This is a genomic window from Methanocalculus natronophilus, assembly GCF_038751955.1.
Taxonomy (GTDB): Archaea; Halobacteriota; Methanomicrobia; order Methanomicrobiales; family Methanocorpusculaceae; genus Methanocalculus; species Methanocalculus natronophilus.
The window spans coordinates 356,418-370,720 of record NZ_JBCEXH010000001.1; the positions used below are offsets into that span (position 1 = coordinate 356,418).

The window sequence follows — 14,303 nt, forward strand, 5'->3', positions numbered from 1 at the left end:
ACCTGATCACCATGACCGAGGCTGAAAACCACTACTACGCCGTCAAGACGACTTCAAAGCAGGAACGTGCTGTAGCCGATGCAATATTCCGATCAATTGAACGGAAGCTGGTCGATATACGGGTCTCATCAGTGATCGTTCCCGGAGAGCTCAAAGGATATGTGATCATCGAATCACCCGAGGGGCGGGGACGTATCCAGGAGCTGATCGAGCAGATACCAAGTGCACGATCACTTGTGCCCGGTGAGACAAAGCTCGAAGAGGTGCAGCATTACCTGGTGCCGAAGCCTGTCGTCTCGGGGATAGAAGAGGGGACAATTGTCGAGCTGATCGCAGGGCCGTTCAAAGGTGAAAAGGCCGTTGTCAAACGGATTGATCTTGGAAAAGAAGAGATCACCGTTGAACTCTATGAAAGCATTGTTCCAATCCCAATCACTGTTCGCGGCGACCACGTCAGGGTCATCGAACGAAGAAGCGATGACTGAAAATTAGATGCGCAAAGAGACCCGCAGGATCCCTCTGCCCGGGTCACCACCACACTTTTTTCCCATCAGGTTTATCATACCAGCCGTTGACATATATGAACCACAGCTGAGAGTCAGGTTAGACCGGACTTTTGGCATGGTGATACTATGGCAGAAACTGTCGAGGTACTGGTACCCGGCGGTAGAGCAACCGCAGGCCCGCCATTGGGCCCTGCGCTGGGTCCTCTTGGAATCAACGTGAAGGGCGTCGTTGACGAGATCAATCTCAAGACGAAAGAATTCAATGGAATGACAGTGCCGGTCACGGTGGAGGTCGACGATAAGAAGAACTTCACCATCACGGTGGGTATCCCGCCGACGACTGCACTGGTTCTGAAAGAAGCTGGTTCCGAGAAGGGGTCATCAAGCCCGAATACCCAGCCGGTTGGTGATCTGCCGCTCGAAGCGGTCATCAGGATCGCCCGCATGAAACAGGAGTCGATGCTCTCCTATGACCTCAGGAATGCGGTCAAGGAGGTTATGGGCACCTGTCGCTCTGTAGGAGTGACAATCGAAGGCATGAAGTCAAAAGATGCGATTGCCGCGATTGATGCGGGTCAGTTCGATGATCAGCTGAACGCATAGACAAACAGACAACCATAGGAGATCGGACGCATCCGGTCGAAGACTATGGAGGCATGAGTACATGGTTGAAATAACCCAGATTCAGAATGCCGTATCCGCGGCTATCGAGCAGGCCCCGAAGAGGAAATTCAGGGAGAGTGTGGACATAACCGTCAACCTGAAGAACATCGACATGGCCCAGCCGAAAAACCGTATTGATACGACGATTCTTCTGCCAGAGAGTGCAGGCACCAAAAAGATAGCGGTTCTGGGCAAAGGGGATATCACATCCCAGGCAAAAGAGGCAGGTGTTGATACTATTATCGGCCCTGAAGAGATCGAACGCCTGGGAGGAGAACCGCGTGAAGCCAGACAGGTTGCATGCGATTATGACTATTTCCTTGCAGAGACCGCCGTTATGCCACTCGTAGGCCGATTTTTAGGTCCAAGACTTGGACCACGCGGCAAGATGCCGATGCCCATCCCACCGGGACAGGACATCAGGCCTATAGTCGAACGTCTGCGTGGATCGATCAAGATCAGGACCAAAGACAAGCTGACATTTTCTGCAAAAATCGGGAACACTGAGATGAGTCCTGAAGAGCTTGCAGCAAATATCAGTGCAGTCCTCAAAAGGGTCGAAACTACTCTGGAGCAGGGTTCACAGAATATCCGCTCGGTCTATGTCAAAACGACCATGGGCCCGGCAGTGAAGGTGATCTAGATGGCAATTTATACCCGCCACCTGCCTCAGTGGAAACAAGACATTGTCGAAGAGATCAAGAAGAACGTGGGTGAGTATGCAGTACTTGGTATCATCGATACCTATGGCATCCCGGCCACACAGTTCCAGCAGATCCGACGCAACCTCAAAGACACCACCGTCATCAGAGTGCTGAGAAATACGCTTATCGAACATGCGTTCTCAGATCTTGGCGGCGTCTACGAGGACCTCAAAGATCATATCACCGGACACTCTGCATTGCTGTTCACAAACGAAAACCCGTTTAAGCTTTTCAAGTCCCTTGAGCAGACGAAGACGAAGCGAGTCGCAAAAGCAGGCGAGATCGCTCCCGAAGATATCGTTGTTGCAAAAGGACCGACAAGCTTCAAGCCAGGGCCAATTGTCAGTGAACTTCAGCAGGCAGGAATTCCCGCCACCATCGAAGGAGGCAAGGTGAAGATCCGTGAGACAAAGACAGTCGTGAAAGCAGGAGAGGCAATTGACCGGAAGAAGGTCGGAATCCTCTCAAAACTCCAGATCAAACCAATGGATGTTGGTCTTTCGCTTCATGTCGCTCTGTACCAGGATCAGCTGTACCTCTCAGACGTTCTCGACATTGACGAGGCCGAATATTATAACAATCTCATCCTCGCTGTCCAGCAGGCATTCAACCTCTCGGTTAATGCAGCATATCCAACTGCATTCACGATTGAGACGATCCTTGGCAAGGCATACCGCGAGGCACGCGGTCTCGGCATAGAGGCTGCCGTCTACGAGAAAGATTGTATCGATGACATCATCGGTAAGGCATACAGACAGATGAACACACTAAAAGCATTAGTTGAATAAGGTGACTGAATTATGGAGTATATTTACGCTGCTCTCTTACTGCACTCCGCTGGAAAGCCAGTAGAGGAAGAATCGGTTATGGCAGTTCTCTCTGCCGCTGGTATCGCTACAGATGAATCCCGTGTGAAGGCGCTTGTTGCTGCCCTCGACGGTGTTGACATTCAGGAAGCCATCACCAAGGCAGCTGCAGCACCTGTTGCAGCAGCCGCAGCACCGGCAGCTGCAGCAGCACCTGCCGCCGCTGAAGAGGCTCCCGAAGAGGAAGAAGAGTCAAAGAAGGAAGAGGAAGAAGAGTCCGGCATGGCCGGCCTTGGTGCCCTCTTCGGCTAAAACTCTTTTTTTTACAGAACTATTCCTGTTCCGGCTTTGTTTTTCCCGGTTTTATCTGCCGGATCGGATGCTCAAAATCCCGTGCTTTATTCTTTCTTCACACGGTATGCAGCAGATATAACCTGACCATACGAGATACAGCCATCCCCGAGAGGATAGTCACAATTGATCACCGGCTGGATCCCGGCTCTCTCAAGCTCGTTGCAGATGGTTGTGCGGATCATGGTGTTGTAACAGACACCGCCTGAGAGGGCTGCAAGCGTACTACCGCTCTCATTGGCAGCTGATACCGCGAGGTGCGCAATACCCGTTGCAAGGTTATACTGAACCGAGGCAGCAATATCCGCAATACCGCGGCGCCGTACCATCGGCTGTTCATGAGCAATGCCAAGATAGCGGTTGAGCGCCTCTTCCATAAGCTGTCGTGTGGAAAAGATCTCCACTCCTCCCGATTCCATCACAACAGGCTCCCAGGGCTCTGGCTTCCCGGATGCAGCAGCTGCTTCAAGCCGCATTGCAGGCTCACCATCATAGGTCCGCTCGCTGCAGATACCAAGCAGTGCTGAGGCGGCATCAAGCACCCGGCCGGTGCTGGTGGTTGTCATTGTATTGAACCGCCTGCTGACCTGGTGGGCAAGGGCTGAGAGCGCAACATCGCTCCACCCGTGATCCGAGAGGACCTCAAGAACACGGTCATCCGGCAGGATCCCATACAGCATCCGGCCGGGATGGGTTGTCGCGGCATCGCCACCGGGCATCAGCACCTCTTCAAGATGGGCAGCCCTCCTGTAGTCGGGTACTCTTCCGACAAAGATCTCGCCGCCCCAGACGGTGCCGTCATCCCCATACCCGACACCATCAATTGCAATCCCGACACACCGCTGTTGTGTCGTTGCCGCGATATGGGCACGGTGATGCTGAACCGGGATAACCTCAGCACCGGTTGATGCTGCAAGCTCATGGGCAAACCGCGTCGAGAGGAACTGAGGGTGGGCATCACAGGCGATGATATCCGGGGAGAAACCGGTGAGCCGGGATAGCCGCTCAACGGTCTCTTCCAGGTACCGGACCGTTCCAGGGTTTCTGATGTTGCCGATATGCGGGGAGGTTATACAGAAGCCATGCTGGTAGATGGTGGCATTCGCATTCAGCTCAGGGCCGACACCAAGAATGCGACAGTCACCCAGATCGATCCGCTGCCGCCTGGGCGCCATCCCGCGGGAGAGCCTGATGATGAGACCATCCCGGATCACCGAGTCATCACACCTGTTCTGGATCACCCGGTCATGCGTGAGGAAGTAGTCAACTGTCCCACGGAGGCGCGACATTGCCCGGTCAATCCCGGTGATCATGGGATCCCCTGGTATATTTGCACTCGTCATCACGAGAAGCGGTGCCTTCAGGTGCTGAAAGAGGAGGTGATGCAGTGCGGTATAGGGGAGCATTACCCCGATGGTATGGAGGTTTGTGATGGTGTTGTGAGCAGAATGATCCCGCTTCTCAAGAACTGCAATGGGCCGTGCAGGACTGGTGAGAGCTGCCCTGTCTTCTGCTCCCAGGTGACAGATCTCTTCTGCGACATCCAGGTCAGCCATGATGGCAAGAGGCTGTTTGGATCGTCCAAGCCTCGTCTTCAGCCGTTCTGCCTGCGATTCTATACAGGCGATATGAAATCCGCCGATACCACGGATTGCCAGAATCTTTCCGGCATCCAGAAATTCTGCCGTTTTTCGGATCTGATCTCCAACCGGCAGAGGCCTGCCCTCGGGATCGAGAAGGGTCAGGGAAGGGCCGCAGGCCTCACAGGCGATTGTCTGGGCATGGTGGCGCCGGGAGTCCGGGTTCCAGTACTCCTCCTCACATGCAGGGCAGAGGGGGAACTGATCCATTGTTGTCCGGATACGGTCGTATGGAAGCGCGCGGATAATGCTGTATCTCGGGCCGCAATCAAGGCATGACGTGGCCCAATAGCCGGAATAACGCCCATTGAGCTGGTTTATATCAGCAATACACGCATCGCATGTCGCAACATCAGGGGGGATCAGGCCAGAGAGGCTTCCTGAACCGCTCTCACATATGGAAAAGCCAGCCCGGGGTGCAGCTTGCAGGTCTGTTACGATCACCTCGTCTATTGCTGCAAGGCGGGGGCCTTTTGAAATCGCTTTCAAAAAGTCTTCAAAACGGTCTCCTTCGGCATGAATGACAACTTCGCTCCCGAGGTTCGTAACCGACCCACGGATACCGAGCGAGACTGCCATGGCATAGACAAAGGGGCGAAATCCAACTCCCTGAACGATCCCGCGGACAATGATAGTGCCTGATCTCCGCATGGATTATCAACAAAGGTTATAGAATTACAGAGCCATATAGTACATCAGGGTTTTTATAGTGACGGATCATCCTAAGACAAAAATTGTCAGCGACCCTGTGGAGCTCGTGCCGCTCCTTGTTACATTTAACAACTCAGGGTATAAAGTAGTGTATGAAATGCTCTCGAAGTCATGGGTGACTGAATCTGAGCTCTGTGAACACCATGACCAGGAATGCATCAGCCATTGCCTGAAGATGCTTAAGAAAGGAAACCTCATCGAAGAGCAGTGGCGAACCGAGGCAGGCAAAAAACCAGAGAAGGAATACCGGGTCAATTACTTCAAGTTCAGGGCAAATTTCCAGTGTTCCATGGAAGACCTCGTCTCAATGCTCTATATATCAACATCAAACGATGAGTCACTGAGGGATCTCTCAGACCGGATTAAAACCGAGGTTGATCTGGGGAATACCTCTATTGGGGAGATCGCGCGGAAAGTCGGTGTGAAACCGATCTATGTGAAAGGCATAGCAAAACGCCTTCCTCATTTCGATGTCCGGGGCCAGGGGTTGATACTCCTTGACGGAGAGCGATAGAGACCCCCTCAGCATCCTTCTCCGGAGTAAGAGAGAGACCACACGGTTTCAGGTACTGGTCGAGATAGCCGAGCACCAGCCGTCGATCAGGCAGCAGGAGATAGCAGAAAAGCTCGGTGTAACACCACAGGCAATCTCTGAATATATCCGTGATCTGGCAGATGACGGCCTGATTGTTGCCGAGGGGCGCGGCAGGTACAGTGTCACCAGAAAAGGTGTAGAATGGGTACTGCAGAATGCTGAACAGCTGGAAAGCTATGCACGCCATGTCAGGCGCGATATTATCCAGCAGGTTGCAGTCTGGGCTGCAATCGCCGGAGAAGAGATCCAGAAAGGTGATGAAGTCGGTGTGTACATGAAAGGAGGGTGGCTCTATGCCGGAAGCGAGCCGCGATCTGCAATGGGTGTTGCAATCGATGATGCCGAGAAGGGAAGCGATGTCGGGATCGCACGGTTAAACGGCATCATTGATCATACCGAAGGTACCATCTGCGTCTGTAAAGTCCCACGGATAGAGCGGGGCGGATCCCGCGTAATCGAGAGAGAGCAGCTCTATAAAATCGTTCAGAAGGCCGAGATCGTCGGTGCTGTCGGTGTAGAGGCATATATGGCACTCAAAAAATCAGGAATCAGATCTGATATGTTCTATGGCGCACGCGAAGGAGTCATCGAAGCTGCGTTCCACGGGATGAACTGTGCTATTATCGTTGTTGATTCCGAGTTTACCGATTTTATCAAGCGTCTTGAGACGGCCGGCCTCTCCTATACAATCCACGATCTGGCAGCTCAATAAAACAGATATGAGCGCTATTGTCCTCCCATGGAAGAAAGGATACCGGATCATCTTCTATGATGATCGGAAGATCCGGCATATCGGCCTGGTATCGCTTGAGCGGACGACACGGGGCATTCGTCCCGATGACTTCCTGGTCAGGCGACCAGGCGCCTCCCATCCCCGGAAAACCCCGACAAAAGATCTGATAGCCGCTCTCAGGGGCGGCAGTGTCCACCTGACACAACAGGATATGTATTTTGAGGAGTTCCTGCGGGATCTCCAGATACCGTTCCAGTACCAAAAGATCTGCCGGATATGCCTGCTTGAAGACCGGATTACGCAGCTGACCAGTGAAACGTCGATTCGGTGCGGACGAGAGGAGATCTGTCTTACCTGTGCCAAAAAAGAGCTCTCGCGGGAGCTTCAGCACCTGAGGAAACTCGGAAAACGGACACGTGCGCATATAGAGGATCTCCTGCTCGAACACCGGGACCTTGAGGCAGTACTGGCTATCATCCAGCCCGAATCCCTGGATATGAAGAAGACCCTCTATGACAGGGTTGATGCCCACCCGGTCACAAAGACCGACAATCTTGTTGAGCTGCCGGTGCCGAGGGAGTTTGTCGATGCGACCCCTGTCACCACCCTGATGCCTGTCCAGCAGCTGGCAGTCGAGTCAGGGCTCCTGTATGGGAAACACCTGCTTGTCGTCGCTGCAACAGCCAGTGGAAAGACATTTATCGGAGAGCTGGCCGGGCTCAAAAATCTCCTGGAAGGGCGGGGGAGACTCCTCTTTCTGGTTCCGCTTGTTGCACTGGCAAACCAGAAGTACGAGCGGTTCTCTGAATCATACAGGAAAATAGCGAGTGTTTCTCTCTCAACCGGCGTCTCACGCCTCAATCTCCCGGAGACACGATCAGCTGCCCGGCGTGATAGCGGATCCGGGATCATCGTCGGCACGTACGAAGGTCTGGATGCGACGCTCAGGAGAGGAAAAACGATCAGCAATATTGGAACAGTCATCATCGACGAGGTTCAGATGCTTGAAGATCCTGACCGCGGCCACCGGCTTGACGGGATGATCGCCCGGCTCAAGCATATCGCTCCAAAGGCGCAGTTCATCTATCTCTCGGCAACAATCGGATCCCCCCATCTTCTGGCAAAGAAGCTGAATGCGAACCTGGTAACCTATGCCGAACGGCCGGTCTCACTTGACCGCCACCTCCTCTTCCTTGAGCGGGACGCAAAGATTCCAACCATCAAACGGCTTATCTTCGAAGAGTTTGGCAAGAGCTCGTCAAAAGGGTACAAAGGCCAGACGATCGTCTTCACAAATGCCCGGTCCAGGTGCCACCAGATAGCAGATGCAATCGGCCCGAGGGCAGCCCCCTACCATGCCGGCCTGACATCACAGGAGCGGCGGGAGATTGAGTCAAAGTTTGCAAAAGGAAAACTTGCTGCGGTCGTGACAACTGCCGCCCTTGCAGCAGGCGTTGACTTCCCTGCATCACAGGTGATATTTGATGCCCTTGCAATGGGGATCGAGTGGCTGACCGTCCAGGAATTTCAGCAGATGACCGGGCGGGCAGGAAGACCCGATTTCCATGATGCGGGCCGTGTTGTGATCCTCGCAGAACCCGGTGGATCCTACTCGCGGGAGTCAAAGGCAACTGAAGAGGAGATCGCACTGAACCTCCTGCGAGGCGTGATGGAAGAGGTTGCCCCGGTGTATGGGATGGAAGAGAGCAGCGAGGTGTATGCGGCAAATACGGTTGTTGCAAGGGGCAGGGAAGGGGATATCGAGGAGATGAATGAGAGGATGGTCGGCACACTTGAAGATGCGATGCCGGTGATGGAGAGACACGGTCTGATCATCCGGAGAAAAGGCACAATCGAACTCTCACCACTTGGGAAGGTGATGAGCGAACATTTCATCGGAATTGAGCGGCTGATGCGGATCCGGTCACTTGTCAGATCAGTCGATGACCCGCTGCTGATTGTAGCAGATCTTGAATGTAAAACCGATGATGACGAGCAGAAGAAGAGATAAAGAAACGTGTCTCCAGGCAGGACAGCAAGCTGGACAGCAAACAGCACAGATCAACGTAGCCTGCACGAACCGCCTTTTGATTCACAAAAAAGCCTCCTCGCTATTTCATGTGGGTAGTTTGAAGCAGGTGCGGCGCGGGTATCGGGGGGCGGGGTAATCGAGGGAGCAGGATGACAGAGCTGATACACCCTTGCTCATCAGAGCAACCTGAAAGGCGATTCCAAAGGTTGCGGGGTGTTATCTGCTTCTGGCAGACCAAAGGAGCATTCCCGCCCCCTCCCGCGCCTGCATCTGCAAATACCCGGTTCAACATCCCTTGCGGAGCATGTGTGGACGGGGACGGGGCGGTGGGAAAAACGCCTCAGTGAACAGACCCTGATGATGATGCAAACATTTGATAACCAGATGATGACTCGTCCCTATTTTTAAAACCCATACGAATCAGCAAGAGCCAGAAAAAAATGATCCCGGGTCAGGTGGCTGGCATACCACCTTTCACCCCAGACAGACCCACCGGTCATAGATCGGATCCCGCTCATTTTCAAAGACCTCAATTGATCGCTCATTTGAGTCTCCCCATGCAAGAATCAAGTCAGCTTCGTATTTTGTGCCAACCGTAATCAGCGCATTGTCGCAGAGGTCAAAGAGAACCATCACCAGCTCTTCCCAGACATCAGTTGCAAACGAATGGATCTCACCGATCATAATGCCAAGGCCTTTCTCAACCGGAGGGAGGAAGCTATCTGCGGATCTTCCGTCGATACAGAGCGTGCCGCCGGGGTCCAGCCTGCCAGCGATCAAACCCCGGGCAATCAGTGCGGGATCGTTATCATAGGCAAGCGGCTCCATACCCATCCCCCTGACGATAGAAGATCCGATCCCCGAACCACAACAGCAGTCGATACAGGATCCCGATCCATTGGCACCCCAGACCTCATGGATGAGCGATTCGAGTTTTTCTATTCTGTCCGGGGGTACATCCTCAAATGCAGGATGAACCATTGACCTGATCCCGTCTGCAAAGACCTGACGGACCGCACGTTCCCAGGTGTGCCGCTCAACCTGGTACAGATCCCCCCCGACCTCCTCAAAACAGTTGATCTCCTCCCCGGTCAGGGGGCGGTACAGGCAGGTGGACGCCCACCAGGTCTGCCCATCTGCAGAGAGGGCGAGAGCAAGGGGTTCATCCTCAGTATCGATGAGCAGACGGGCAGACCCTTCTCTGGCAGGCACCCCAAGGAGGTGCGGCACATACTCAGGCCCGGCAAGGCTTCCGAAATCAGGTTCGACAAACCCGATTTTGGGGACTTCAAAAATCATTTCGGCATTCATTCACGTATTCCTCCTGATCGTCAGGCCATCAGTCGACCTGATGAGACCCTCAACAGTTGCATCCTCATCCATCGTCACCCGCCTGGCAGAGACATTACCGAGAACATGGACATATTCTTCGATTACAATATCATTTTTTGCCTCAACATTCCCGTGGATAATTGCGCCGGGTGAGACTGCAATCGAGTCCAGTGCCCGTATACTCCCAAACAGCGTGGTGTTGCTCCCAACAGATGTCTTCGGGCCGCGGATCTGGCCATGGAGACGGCAGAAAGAGCCGATCATGATCGGGACCTTCACCTGGAGCTTCTCCTGGTCAAGATGCGTATGGGAGGGGAGTACAAGCGGGTGATCGGTATCAGAACAGAGTTCGTCAAAGAGCTGGTCGATCTCCTCTTCACGATCTATTCTGAGCATCATCATCACGTAGAGGAGAATATAGATGAAAACTGGCATCGGGTTTCTGACTTCAATTGCGCCACGTGCATCAAACCCATGCTCAATAACCACATTGTCGCCTATATCGAGGTTTCCAAGAACAGAAAGCTTCCCCCGGATCGTAACCCCCTCGCCGATATAGGCATCAGCTTCTGCAATGAGGTTTCCGTCAATCTCGCAGAAGTTGCCGACACGGAGATCTCCTGCTGCGGTTACATCACCCTTCAGGTGGCAGGATTCGGCGATGAAGACATCAAATCCGGAAACGCCATACTCGATCGTCGAATGTTCGCCGATGATGACATCTCCCGGCGCTTTTAGGATCCGCTCCTGGAGTTCGGTCTGATCAGGGAGGATGCAACCTTTGAGTACCACTTTTTCATCTGCAATGATATCCTCCATACCGGAATACACCTCAGGCACCGTATTTATCTGAACGGTTGATAAGATCAACGAGGATCGGCATAAGATCCTGTCCCCGGATCCTGTTGATGCCGCCTGTTGCACAGGAGATCTCATCAAAGGAAGAGACCAGGTCAGTTCGGACCCCGGGACCCCGGATCAAAAGCGGCACCGGATCCCCGGTATGATCTTTTGCGCAACAGGGGGTTGTATGGTCGCTGCAGATCGCGATGATGATATCAGACCTCCTGGTGAGTGGAGCAAGGGCACGGTCAATCACCTCAATAAAGTCCCGTTTCTCCCCGGCTTTTCCATCATGGCCAAATTCATCCGCACCCTTGATATTAACCAGGACAAAATCCTTTCTTTCGAGTTCGCGTTCGGCAGCAGCCATTTTTGCATCCAGATTGGAATCTGCGGATCCGGTTATCCCGGGCACCGCGATCCGCTCAAGGCCAGCAACAGATCCGATCCCCGAGATGAGGGCGGCAGCAGAGATGACGCTACCCGTCATCTTCCATTTCTCAGAGAATGGTTCAAACCTCCCCATGATCCCGGCTCCCCGGATCAGGACAATATTTGCCGGCATGAGACCTTCATTTTCCCTCTTTTTATTCAGCGGATGATCACTGAGGATCTCCTGTGACTGCCTTATAAACTCATTTGCTGCTTCAGCGGTCCTGTGATCCGATCCGGCCTCGGTCATTGGCCTGACCGGGAGCGGCGGGAGAAATTCGTGTTTCGGATCATTTGAGGTGACATGCGCTCCAAGCCCTTCCCCTTTAAATGCGAGAGCGGCACGATGGCCGGCACCTGGTTCAAAGAAGAATTCGAGATTATATGCAGAGAGATCAACACCCTCGCGCACGGCTTCACAGAGTGGTGCGGTCGATGGAATACGGCCTGCACGCCTGTCGATGATTGATCCGTTTTCATCAAGCGTTGCAAAGTTTGCTCGAAAGCCGATCATCCCTGCTTCCATATTGATAAAGCACCCTTCCGCCTCAAGCGGACCCCTGCCTGTATAGTATTTCTCGGGAGGGTATCCCAGCAGACTCAGGTGTGCAGTATCTGATCCCGGCCTGATACCGGGAGCAATAGTATCCATGATTCCGCAGACACCCTCTTTTGCCAGTTGATCGAGAACCGGGGTCGACGCTGCCTGAAGAGGGGTCAGGCCGCCAAGTGCGTCGCAGGGGCGATCAGAAATCCCGTCAAGCACCAGGAACAGTATCTTCTGCGCAGTCATCCTGCTATAGAGGTATACCTCAATACAATATCAGTATGCCCCTTCAGGGAGGAAAAAAAAGTTATGCGGCTATGGCCGCAGCCTTCTGTGCCGCAGTACTCACTGCTTCGGACTTGATCACATCGATCCTGCGGATCGGGAAGATTGTCCGTGATTCTTTGAAGATCTCGCGGGAGATATCACCATTGACAGCAGCTTTTGCAAAGGTTTCATAATCCATCTCTTTTGCGAGACGATCCACAACATCCAGCATCTTTGCACGGATTGCATGCACATGCGAGAGCTTTGCACGATTCAGCGTGAAACAGGTAATTGTCACCTGCAGTTCACGGCCGCCCTGAACCTTCTTTGTAACAGTTGCATCTATCCGCGATGTCCGCCGTTTCACGTGTGATCGGAGATAGTCACGGGTCACTTCATGGCCGATAAACTCGGTGTATGCTGCATCTCCTGCAACATTGTTGATCCGGAAACGCATCTTGATGTACTGTTTTGAGTAGTCCTGGATGATCTCACCAAGTGAGACCGCCATCACCCGGCCGATCAGGTTATCAGGATCTGCCGAGACGATGTCGCCAATATACACTTTACCATAGGTCTCAGGGGTGTAAACTTTGTACCAGCTCTTCGCCTTCCACCCTTCGACCCTTCGTCCAATTTGCTTCTTTTTTGCCATTATATCACCTTATTTTCATCATTTTCAAGATTATTGCCTTCTTCTGGTTCCGTTGTAGCAGGGTTGCAGAGTGCATCCGCAACCGAGAGGTTCATCAGATAGTCATCCAGTGATGCGAGGAGTGACCGGATGGGTTTTTCCATGATTACCATCTCGACCAGACCATCACGCACGCCTGTCTCCATACCCTCGAGGTTATCTGGAGAGAGGCTGCCTGCAACACAGTCTGGTGAAGCATGGCATGACCTGATCCTGCCTGAGCCAATCAGCATGCAGCAATCGCCTCCGTCACGATCTGCCTGAACCTGTCTGCTCCACCCTGCGGTATCGTCGCGCCTGCCCGCATCCCATGTCCGCCTCCGCTGCCTCCGACAGCAGATGCCGCCTCACTGATGACACTATCGAGGTTCAGATTGAGCCCCGGTGAGGACCGTGCCGAAACACGACATATTTCACCTTCCTTTGCAAGAACAAAGACAGGAGATGCCTGTATAAGGTCAGATGCAAGGAGATCCGCAATATCCGAGACAACACCGGTATCATTGACTGTATACCATCCGGATTCCAGGGACGCAGCCGAGTTATATCCCGTGATGATCCGCTGCCGGAATGTGGTGAAGATCTCCCAGGCCTCATCAAGCCCCGCCGGATCACCCATACAGAGCGAGACGGCAAGGCCGCCCCGCCCGGATTTGCCGCAGGCATCAATGACCGCAGCCATCGCCGGTGCAGGAGCAATCACCTCGCGCTCCAGTTCATAGATCTCAGAGACGATCCGCTGAAGCGCCTCTGCGGATGCCACCGATCCTGTCTCCAGGACAAGCCTGGAGAGGAAGACCGGGTCATCCTCCGGAGGTGTGCCGGATTCAACCATCCCGCAGAGATCCCTTGCGACTGCATCATTGCCTGAGATATCAGGGAGGAATGGATCTGTTGCGAAGAAGAGCTGCTCGTAGAGATCGCGGCCGGCGAGTGCAAACGCATGTTTTGTCGAGATGACACCGTTTGCTATCCCTTCATGCACGATCTCCCTGTTTTCACCTGAAATCTCCTGTTTGTCTCCGATTACACCAAGCAGTGCAAGTCCTGCCAGATCCCGGTTATCTCCAAGATGGAGGGCAACCTGGTAGGCAGCACCTGACGTCGAGAGCTCGAGATCCCCGTCAATACCATGCAGTCGTGGATTAACATGGAACTCCCCGGTAAAAGACGGGACATGGTGATCGATGACCATGACCGATTCGGGAAGATCCTGGAGGGACGAGCCGAAGTCACAGAGAAGAACGGGACGATCCTGGGGTACAGCAGCTGCAGTGATGTTTTCACGAATACGAAGATGGAACGGAACCTGAATTCTGGATAACGCCGTGCAGATAAGAGATGCGGCTGCTATTCCATCGGCATCGTGATGGGCATGAACCTCCACGAACCCGACGGTCTGCAGATGATCCGCGATTTTTTCTGCTGACGACGAAAACGGCATAAT

General features: G+C 53.5%; 15 protein-coding genes. 8 read left to right on the forward strand and 7 right to left on the reverse strand.

What is annotated here, in order from left to right; genetic code table 11:
* The first annotated feature begins 11 nt into the window (after positions 1-11).
* The 5 genes from ABCO64_RS01860 to rpl12p all read left to right on the forward strand — a co-directional run bounded on the left by ABCO64_RS01860 (position 12) and on the right by rpl12p (position 2,991).
* Complete coding sequence (locus ABCO64_RS01860; protein ID WP_253457961.1) at positions 12-485, forward strand: transcription elongation factor Spt5; 474 nt, start codon at positions 12-14, stop codon at positions 483-485.
* 147 nt (positions 486-632) lie between these two features.
* Positions 633-1,109 carry a 50S ribosomal protein L11 gene (locus ABCO64_RS01865; protein ID WP_253457964.1) on the forward strand — a complete coding sequence of 159 codons (477 nt, stop codon included), beginning with the start codon at positions 633-635 and terminating at the stop codon, positions 1,107-1,109.
* A 61-nt stretch (positions 1,110-1,170) separates the two neighbouring features.
* A complete protein-coding gene (locus ABCO64_RS01870; protein WP_253457967.1) occupies positions 1,171-1,812 on the forward strand; it encodes a 50S ribosomal protein L1 in 642 nt (213 codons plus the stop codon).
* Positions 1,813-2,661, forward strand: a complete 849-nt coding sequence (locus tag ABCO64_RS01875; RefSeq protein WP_253457970.1) for a 50S ribosomal protein L10 — start codon at positions 1,813-1,815, stop codon at positions 2,659-2,661. It begins immediately after the preceding gene.
* Between the two features lie 12 nt (positions 2,662-2,673).
* Entirely contained in the window at positions 2,674-2,991 is a 318-nt protein-coding gene (gene rpl12p, locus ABCO64_RS01880; RefSeq protein ID WP_253457973.1) for a 50S ribosomal protein P1, read from the forward strand.
* Between the two features lie 86 nt (positions 2,992-3,077).
* Here rpl12p and hypF read toward each other — a convergent pair whose 3' ends face one another.
* Positions 3,078-5,321: a carbamoyltransferase HypF gene (hypF, locus tag ABCO64_RS01885; protein WP_253457977.1), complete on the reverse strand. Its 2,244-nt coding sequence runs from the start codon at positions 5,319-5,321 to the stop codon at positions 3,078-3,080.
* A 58-nt stretch (positions 5,322-5,379) separates the two neighbouring features.
* Between hypF and ABCO64_RS01890 the strand changes: the two genes are divergently transcribed.
* Genes ABCO64_RS01890 through ABCO64_RS01900 form a run of 3 tightly spaced genes read left to right on the forward strand, consistent with a single transcriptional unit; the run spans position 5,380 to position 8,720 of the window.
* Entirely contained in the window at positions 5,380-5,895 is a 516-nt protein-coding gene (locus ABCO64_RS01890) for an ArsR family transcriptional regulator (RefSeq protein WP_253457979.1), read from the forward strand.
* Entirely contained in the window at positions 5,879-6,688 is an 810-nt protein-coding gene (locus ABCO64_RS01895; protein ID WP_253457982.1) for a DUF7839 domain-containing protein, read from the forward strand. Before ABCO64_RS01890 ends, ABCO64_RS01895 begins: the two co-directional genes overlap by 17 nt.
* Positions 6,689-6,695: 7 nt before the next feature.
* The gene (locus ABCO64_RS01900; RefSeq protein WP_253457985.1) at positions 6,696-8,720 is read left to right on the forward strand and encodes a DEAD/DEAH box helicase; all 2,025 of its coding nucleotides are present in this window, start codon (positions 6,696-6,698) and stop codon (positions 8,718-8,720) included.
* A 495-nt stretch (positions 8,721-9,215) separates the two neighbouring features.
* On the opposite strand, the gene ABCO64_RS01905 is transcribed toward ABCO64_RS01900, so the two are convergent.
* The 6 genes from ABCO64_RS01905 to ABCO64_RS01930 all read right to left on the reverse strand — a co-directional run bounded on the left by ABCO64_RS01905 (position 9,216) and on the right by ABCO64_RS01930 (position 14,300).
* Positions 9,216-10,040, reverse strand: a complete 825-nt coding sequence (locus tag ABCO64_RS01905; RefSeq protein WP_253457988.1) for a hypothetical protein — start codon at positions 10,038-10,040, stop codon at positions 9,216-9,218.
* A 12-nt stretch (positions 10,041-10,052) separates the two neighbouring features.
* On the reverse strand, positions 10,053-10,892 hold the full coding sequence (locus ABCO64_RS01910; RefSeq protein ID WP_253457991.1) for a polymer-forming cytoskeletal protein: 840 nt from the start codon (positions 10,890-10,892) through the stop codon (positions 10,053-10,055).
* A 13-nt stretch (positions 10,893-10,905) separates the two neighbouring features.
* On the reverse strand, positions 10,906-12,141 hold the full coding sequence (locus ABCO64_RS01915) for a 2,3-bisphosphoglycerate-independent phosphoglycerate mutase (protein ID WP_253457994.1): 1,236 nt from the start codon (positions 12,139-12,141) through the stop codon (positions 10,906-10,908).
* 61 nt (positions 12,142-12,202) lie between these two features.
* On the reverse strand, positions 12,203-12,817 hold the full coding sequence (locus ABCO64_RS01920; RefSeq protein ID WP_253457997.1) for a 30S ribosomal protein S3ae: 615 nt from the start codon (positions 12,815-12,817) through the stop codon (positions 12,203-12,205).
* A complete protein-coding gene (locus tag ABCO64_RS01925) occupies positions 12,817-13,089 on the reverse strand; it encodes a KEOPS complex subunit Pcc1 (RefSeq protein WP_253457999.1) in 273 nt (90 codons plus the stop codon). The genes ABCO64_RS01920 and ABCO64_RS01925 overlap by 1 nt, the downstream gene beginning before the upstream one ends.
* The gene (locus ABCO64_RS01930; protein WP_253458003.1) at positions 13,083-14,300 is read right to left on the reverse strand and encodes a DHH family phosphoesterase; all 1,218 of its coding nucleotides are present in this window, start codon (positions 14,298-14,300) and stop codon (positions 13,083-13,085) included. The genes ABCO64_RS01925 and ABCO64_RS01930 overlap by 7 nt, the downstream gene beginning before the upstream one ends.
* Positions 14,301-14,303: the final 3 nt, after the last annotated feature.

What these genes read in the sequence shown, in the direction of transcription:
- ABCO64_RS01910 (WP_253457991.1), bottom strand. Translation starts at nt 10,892, where the DNA reads ATGGAGGATATCATTGCAGATGAAAAAGTGGTACTCAAAGGTTGCATC.
- ABCO64_RS01920 (WP_253457997.1), bottom strand. Translation starts at nt 12,817, where the DNA reads ATGGCAAAAAAGAAGCAAATTGGACGAAGGGTCGAAGGGTGGAAGGCG.
- ABCO64_RS01900 (WP_253457985.1), top strand. Translation starts at nt 6,696, where the DNA reads ATGAGCGCTATTGTCCTCCCATGGAAGAAAGGATACCGGATCATCTTC.
- ABCO64_RS01870 (WP_253457967.1), top strand. Translation starts at nt 1,171, where the DNA reads ATGGTTGAAATAACCCAGATTCAGAATGCCGTATCCGCGGCTATCGAG.
- hypF (WP_253457977.1), bottom strand. Translation starts at nt 5,321, where the DNA reads ATGCGGAGATCAGGCACTATCATTGTCCGCGGGATCGTTCAGGGAGTT.
- ABCO64_RS01925 (WP_253457999.1), bottom strand. Translation starts at nt 13,089, where the DNA reads ATGCTGATTGGCTCAGGCAGGATCAGGTCATGCCATGCTTCACCAGAC.
- ABCO64_RS01860 (WP_253457961.1), top strand. Translation starts at nt 12, where the DNA reads ATGACCGAGGCTGAAAACCACTACTACGCCGTCAAGACGACTTCAAAG.
- ABCO64_RS01865 (WP_253457964.1), top strand. Translation starts at nt 633, where the DNA reads ATGGCAGAAACTGTCGAGGTACTGGTACCCGGCGGTAGAGCAACCGCA.
- ABCO64_RS01905 (WP_253457988.1), bottom strand. Translation starts at nt 10,040, where the DNA reads ATGATTTTTGAAGTCCCCAAAATCGGGTTTGTCGAACCTGATTTCGGA.
- ABCO64_RS01875 (WP_253457970.1), top strand. Translation starts at nt 1,813, where the DNA reads ATGGCAATTTATACCCGCCACCTGCCTCAGTGGAAACAAGACATTGTC.
- ABCO64_RS01915 (WP_253457994.1), bottom strand. Translation starts at nt 12,141, where the DNA reads ATGACTGCGCAGAAGATACTGTTCCTGGTGCTTGACGGGATTTCTGAT.
- ABCO64_RS01930 (WP_253458003.1), bottom strand. Translation starts at nt 14,300, where the DNA reads ATGCCGTTTTCGTCGTCAGCAGAAAAAATCGCGGATCATCTGCAGACC.
- rpl12p (WP_253457973.1), top strand. Translation starts at nt 2,674, where the DNA reads ATGGAGTATATTTACGCTGCTCTCTTACTGCACTCCGCTGGAAAGCCA.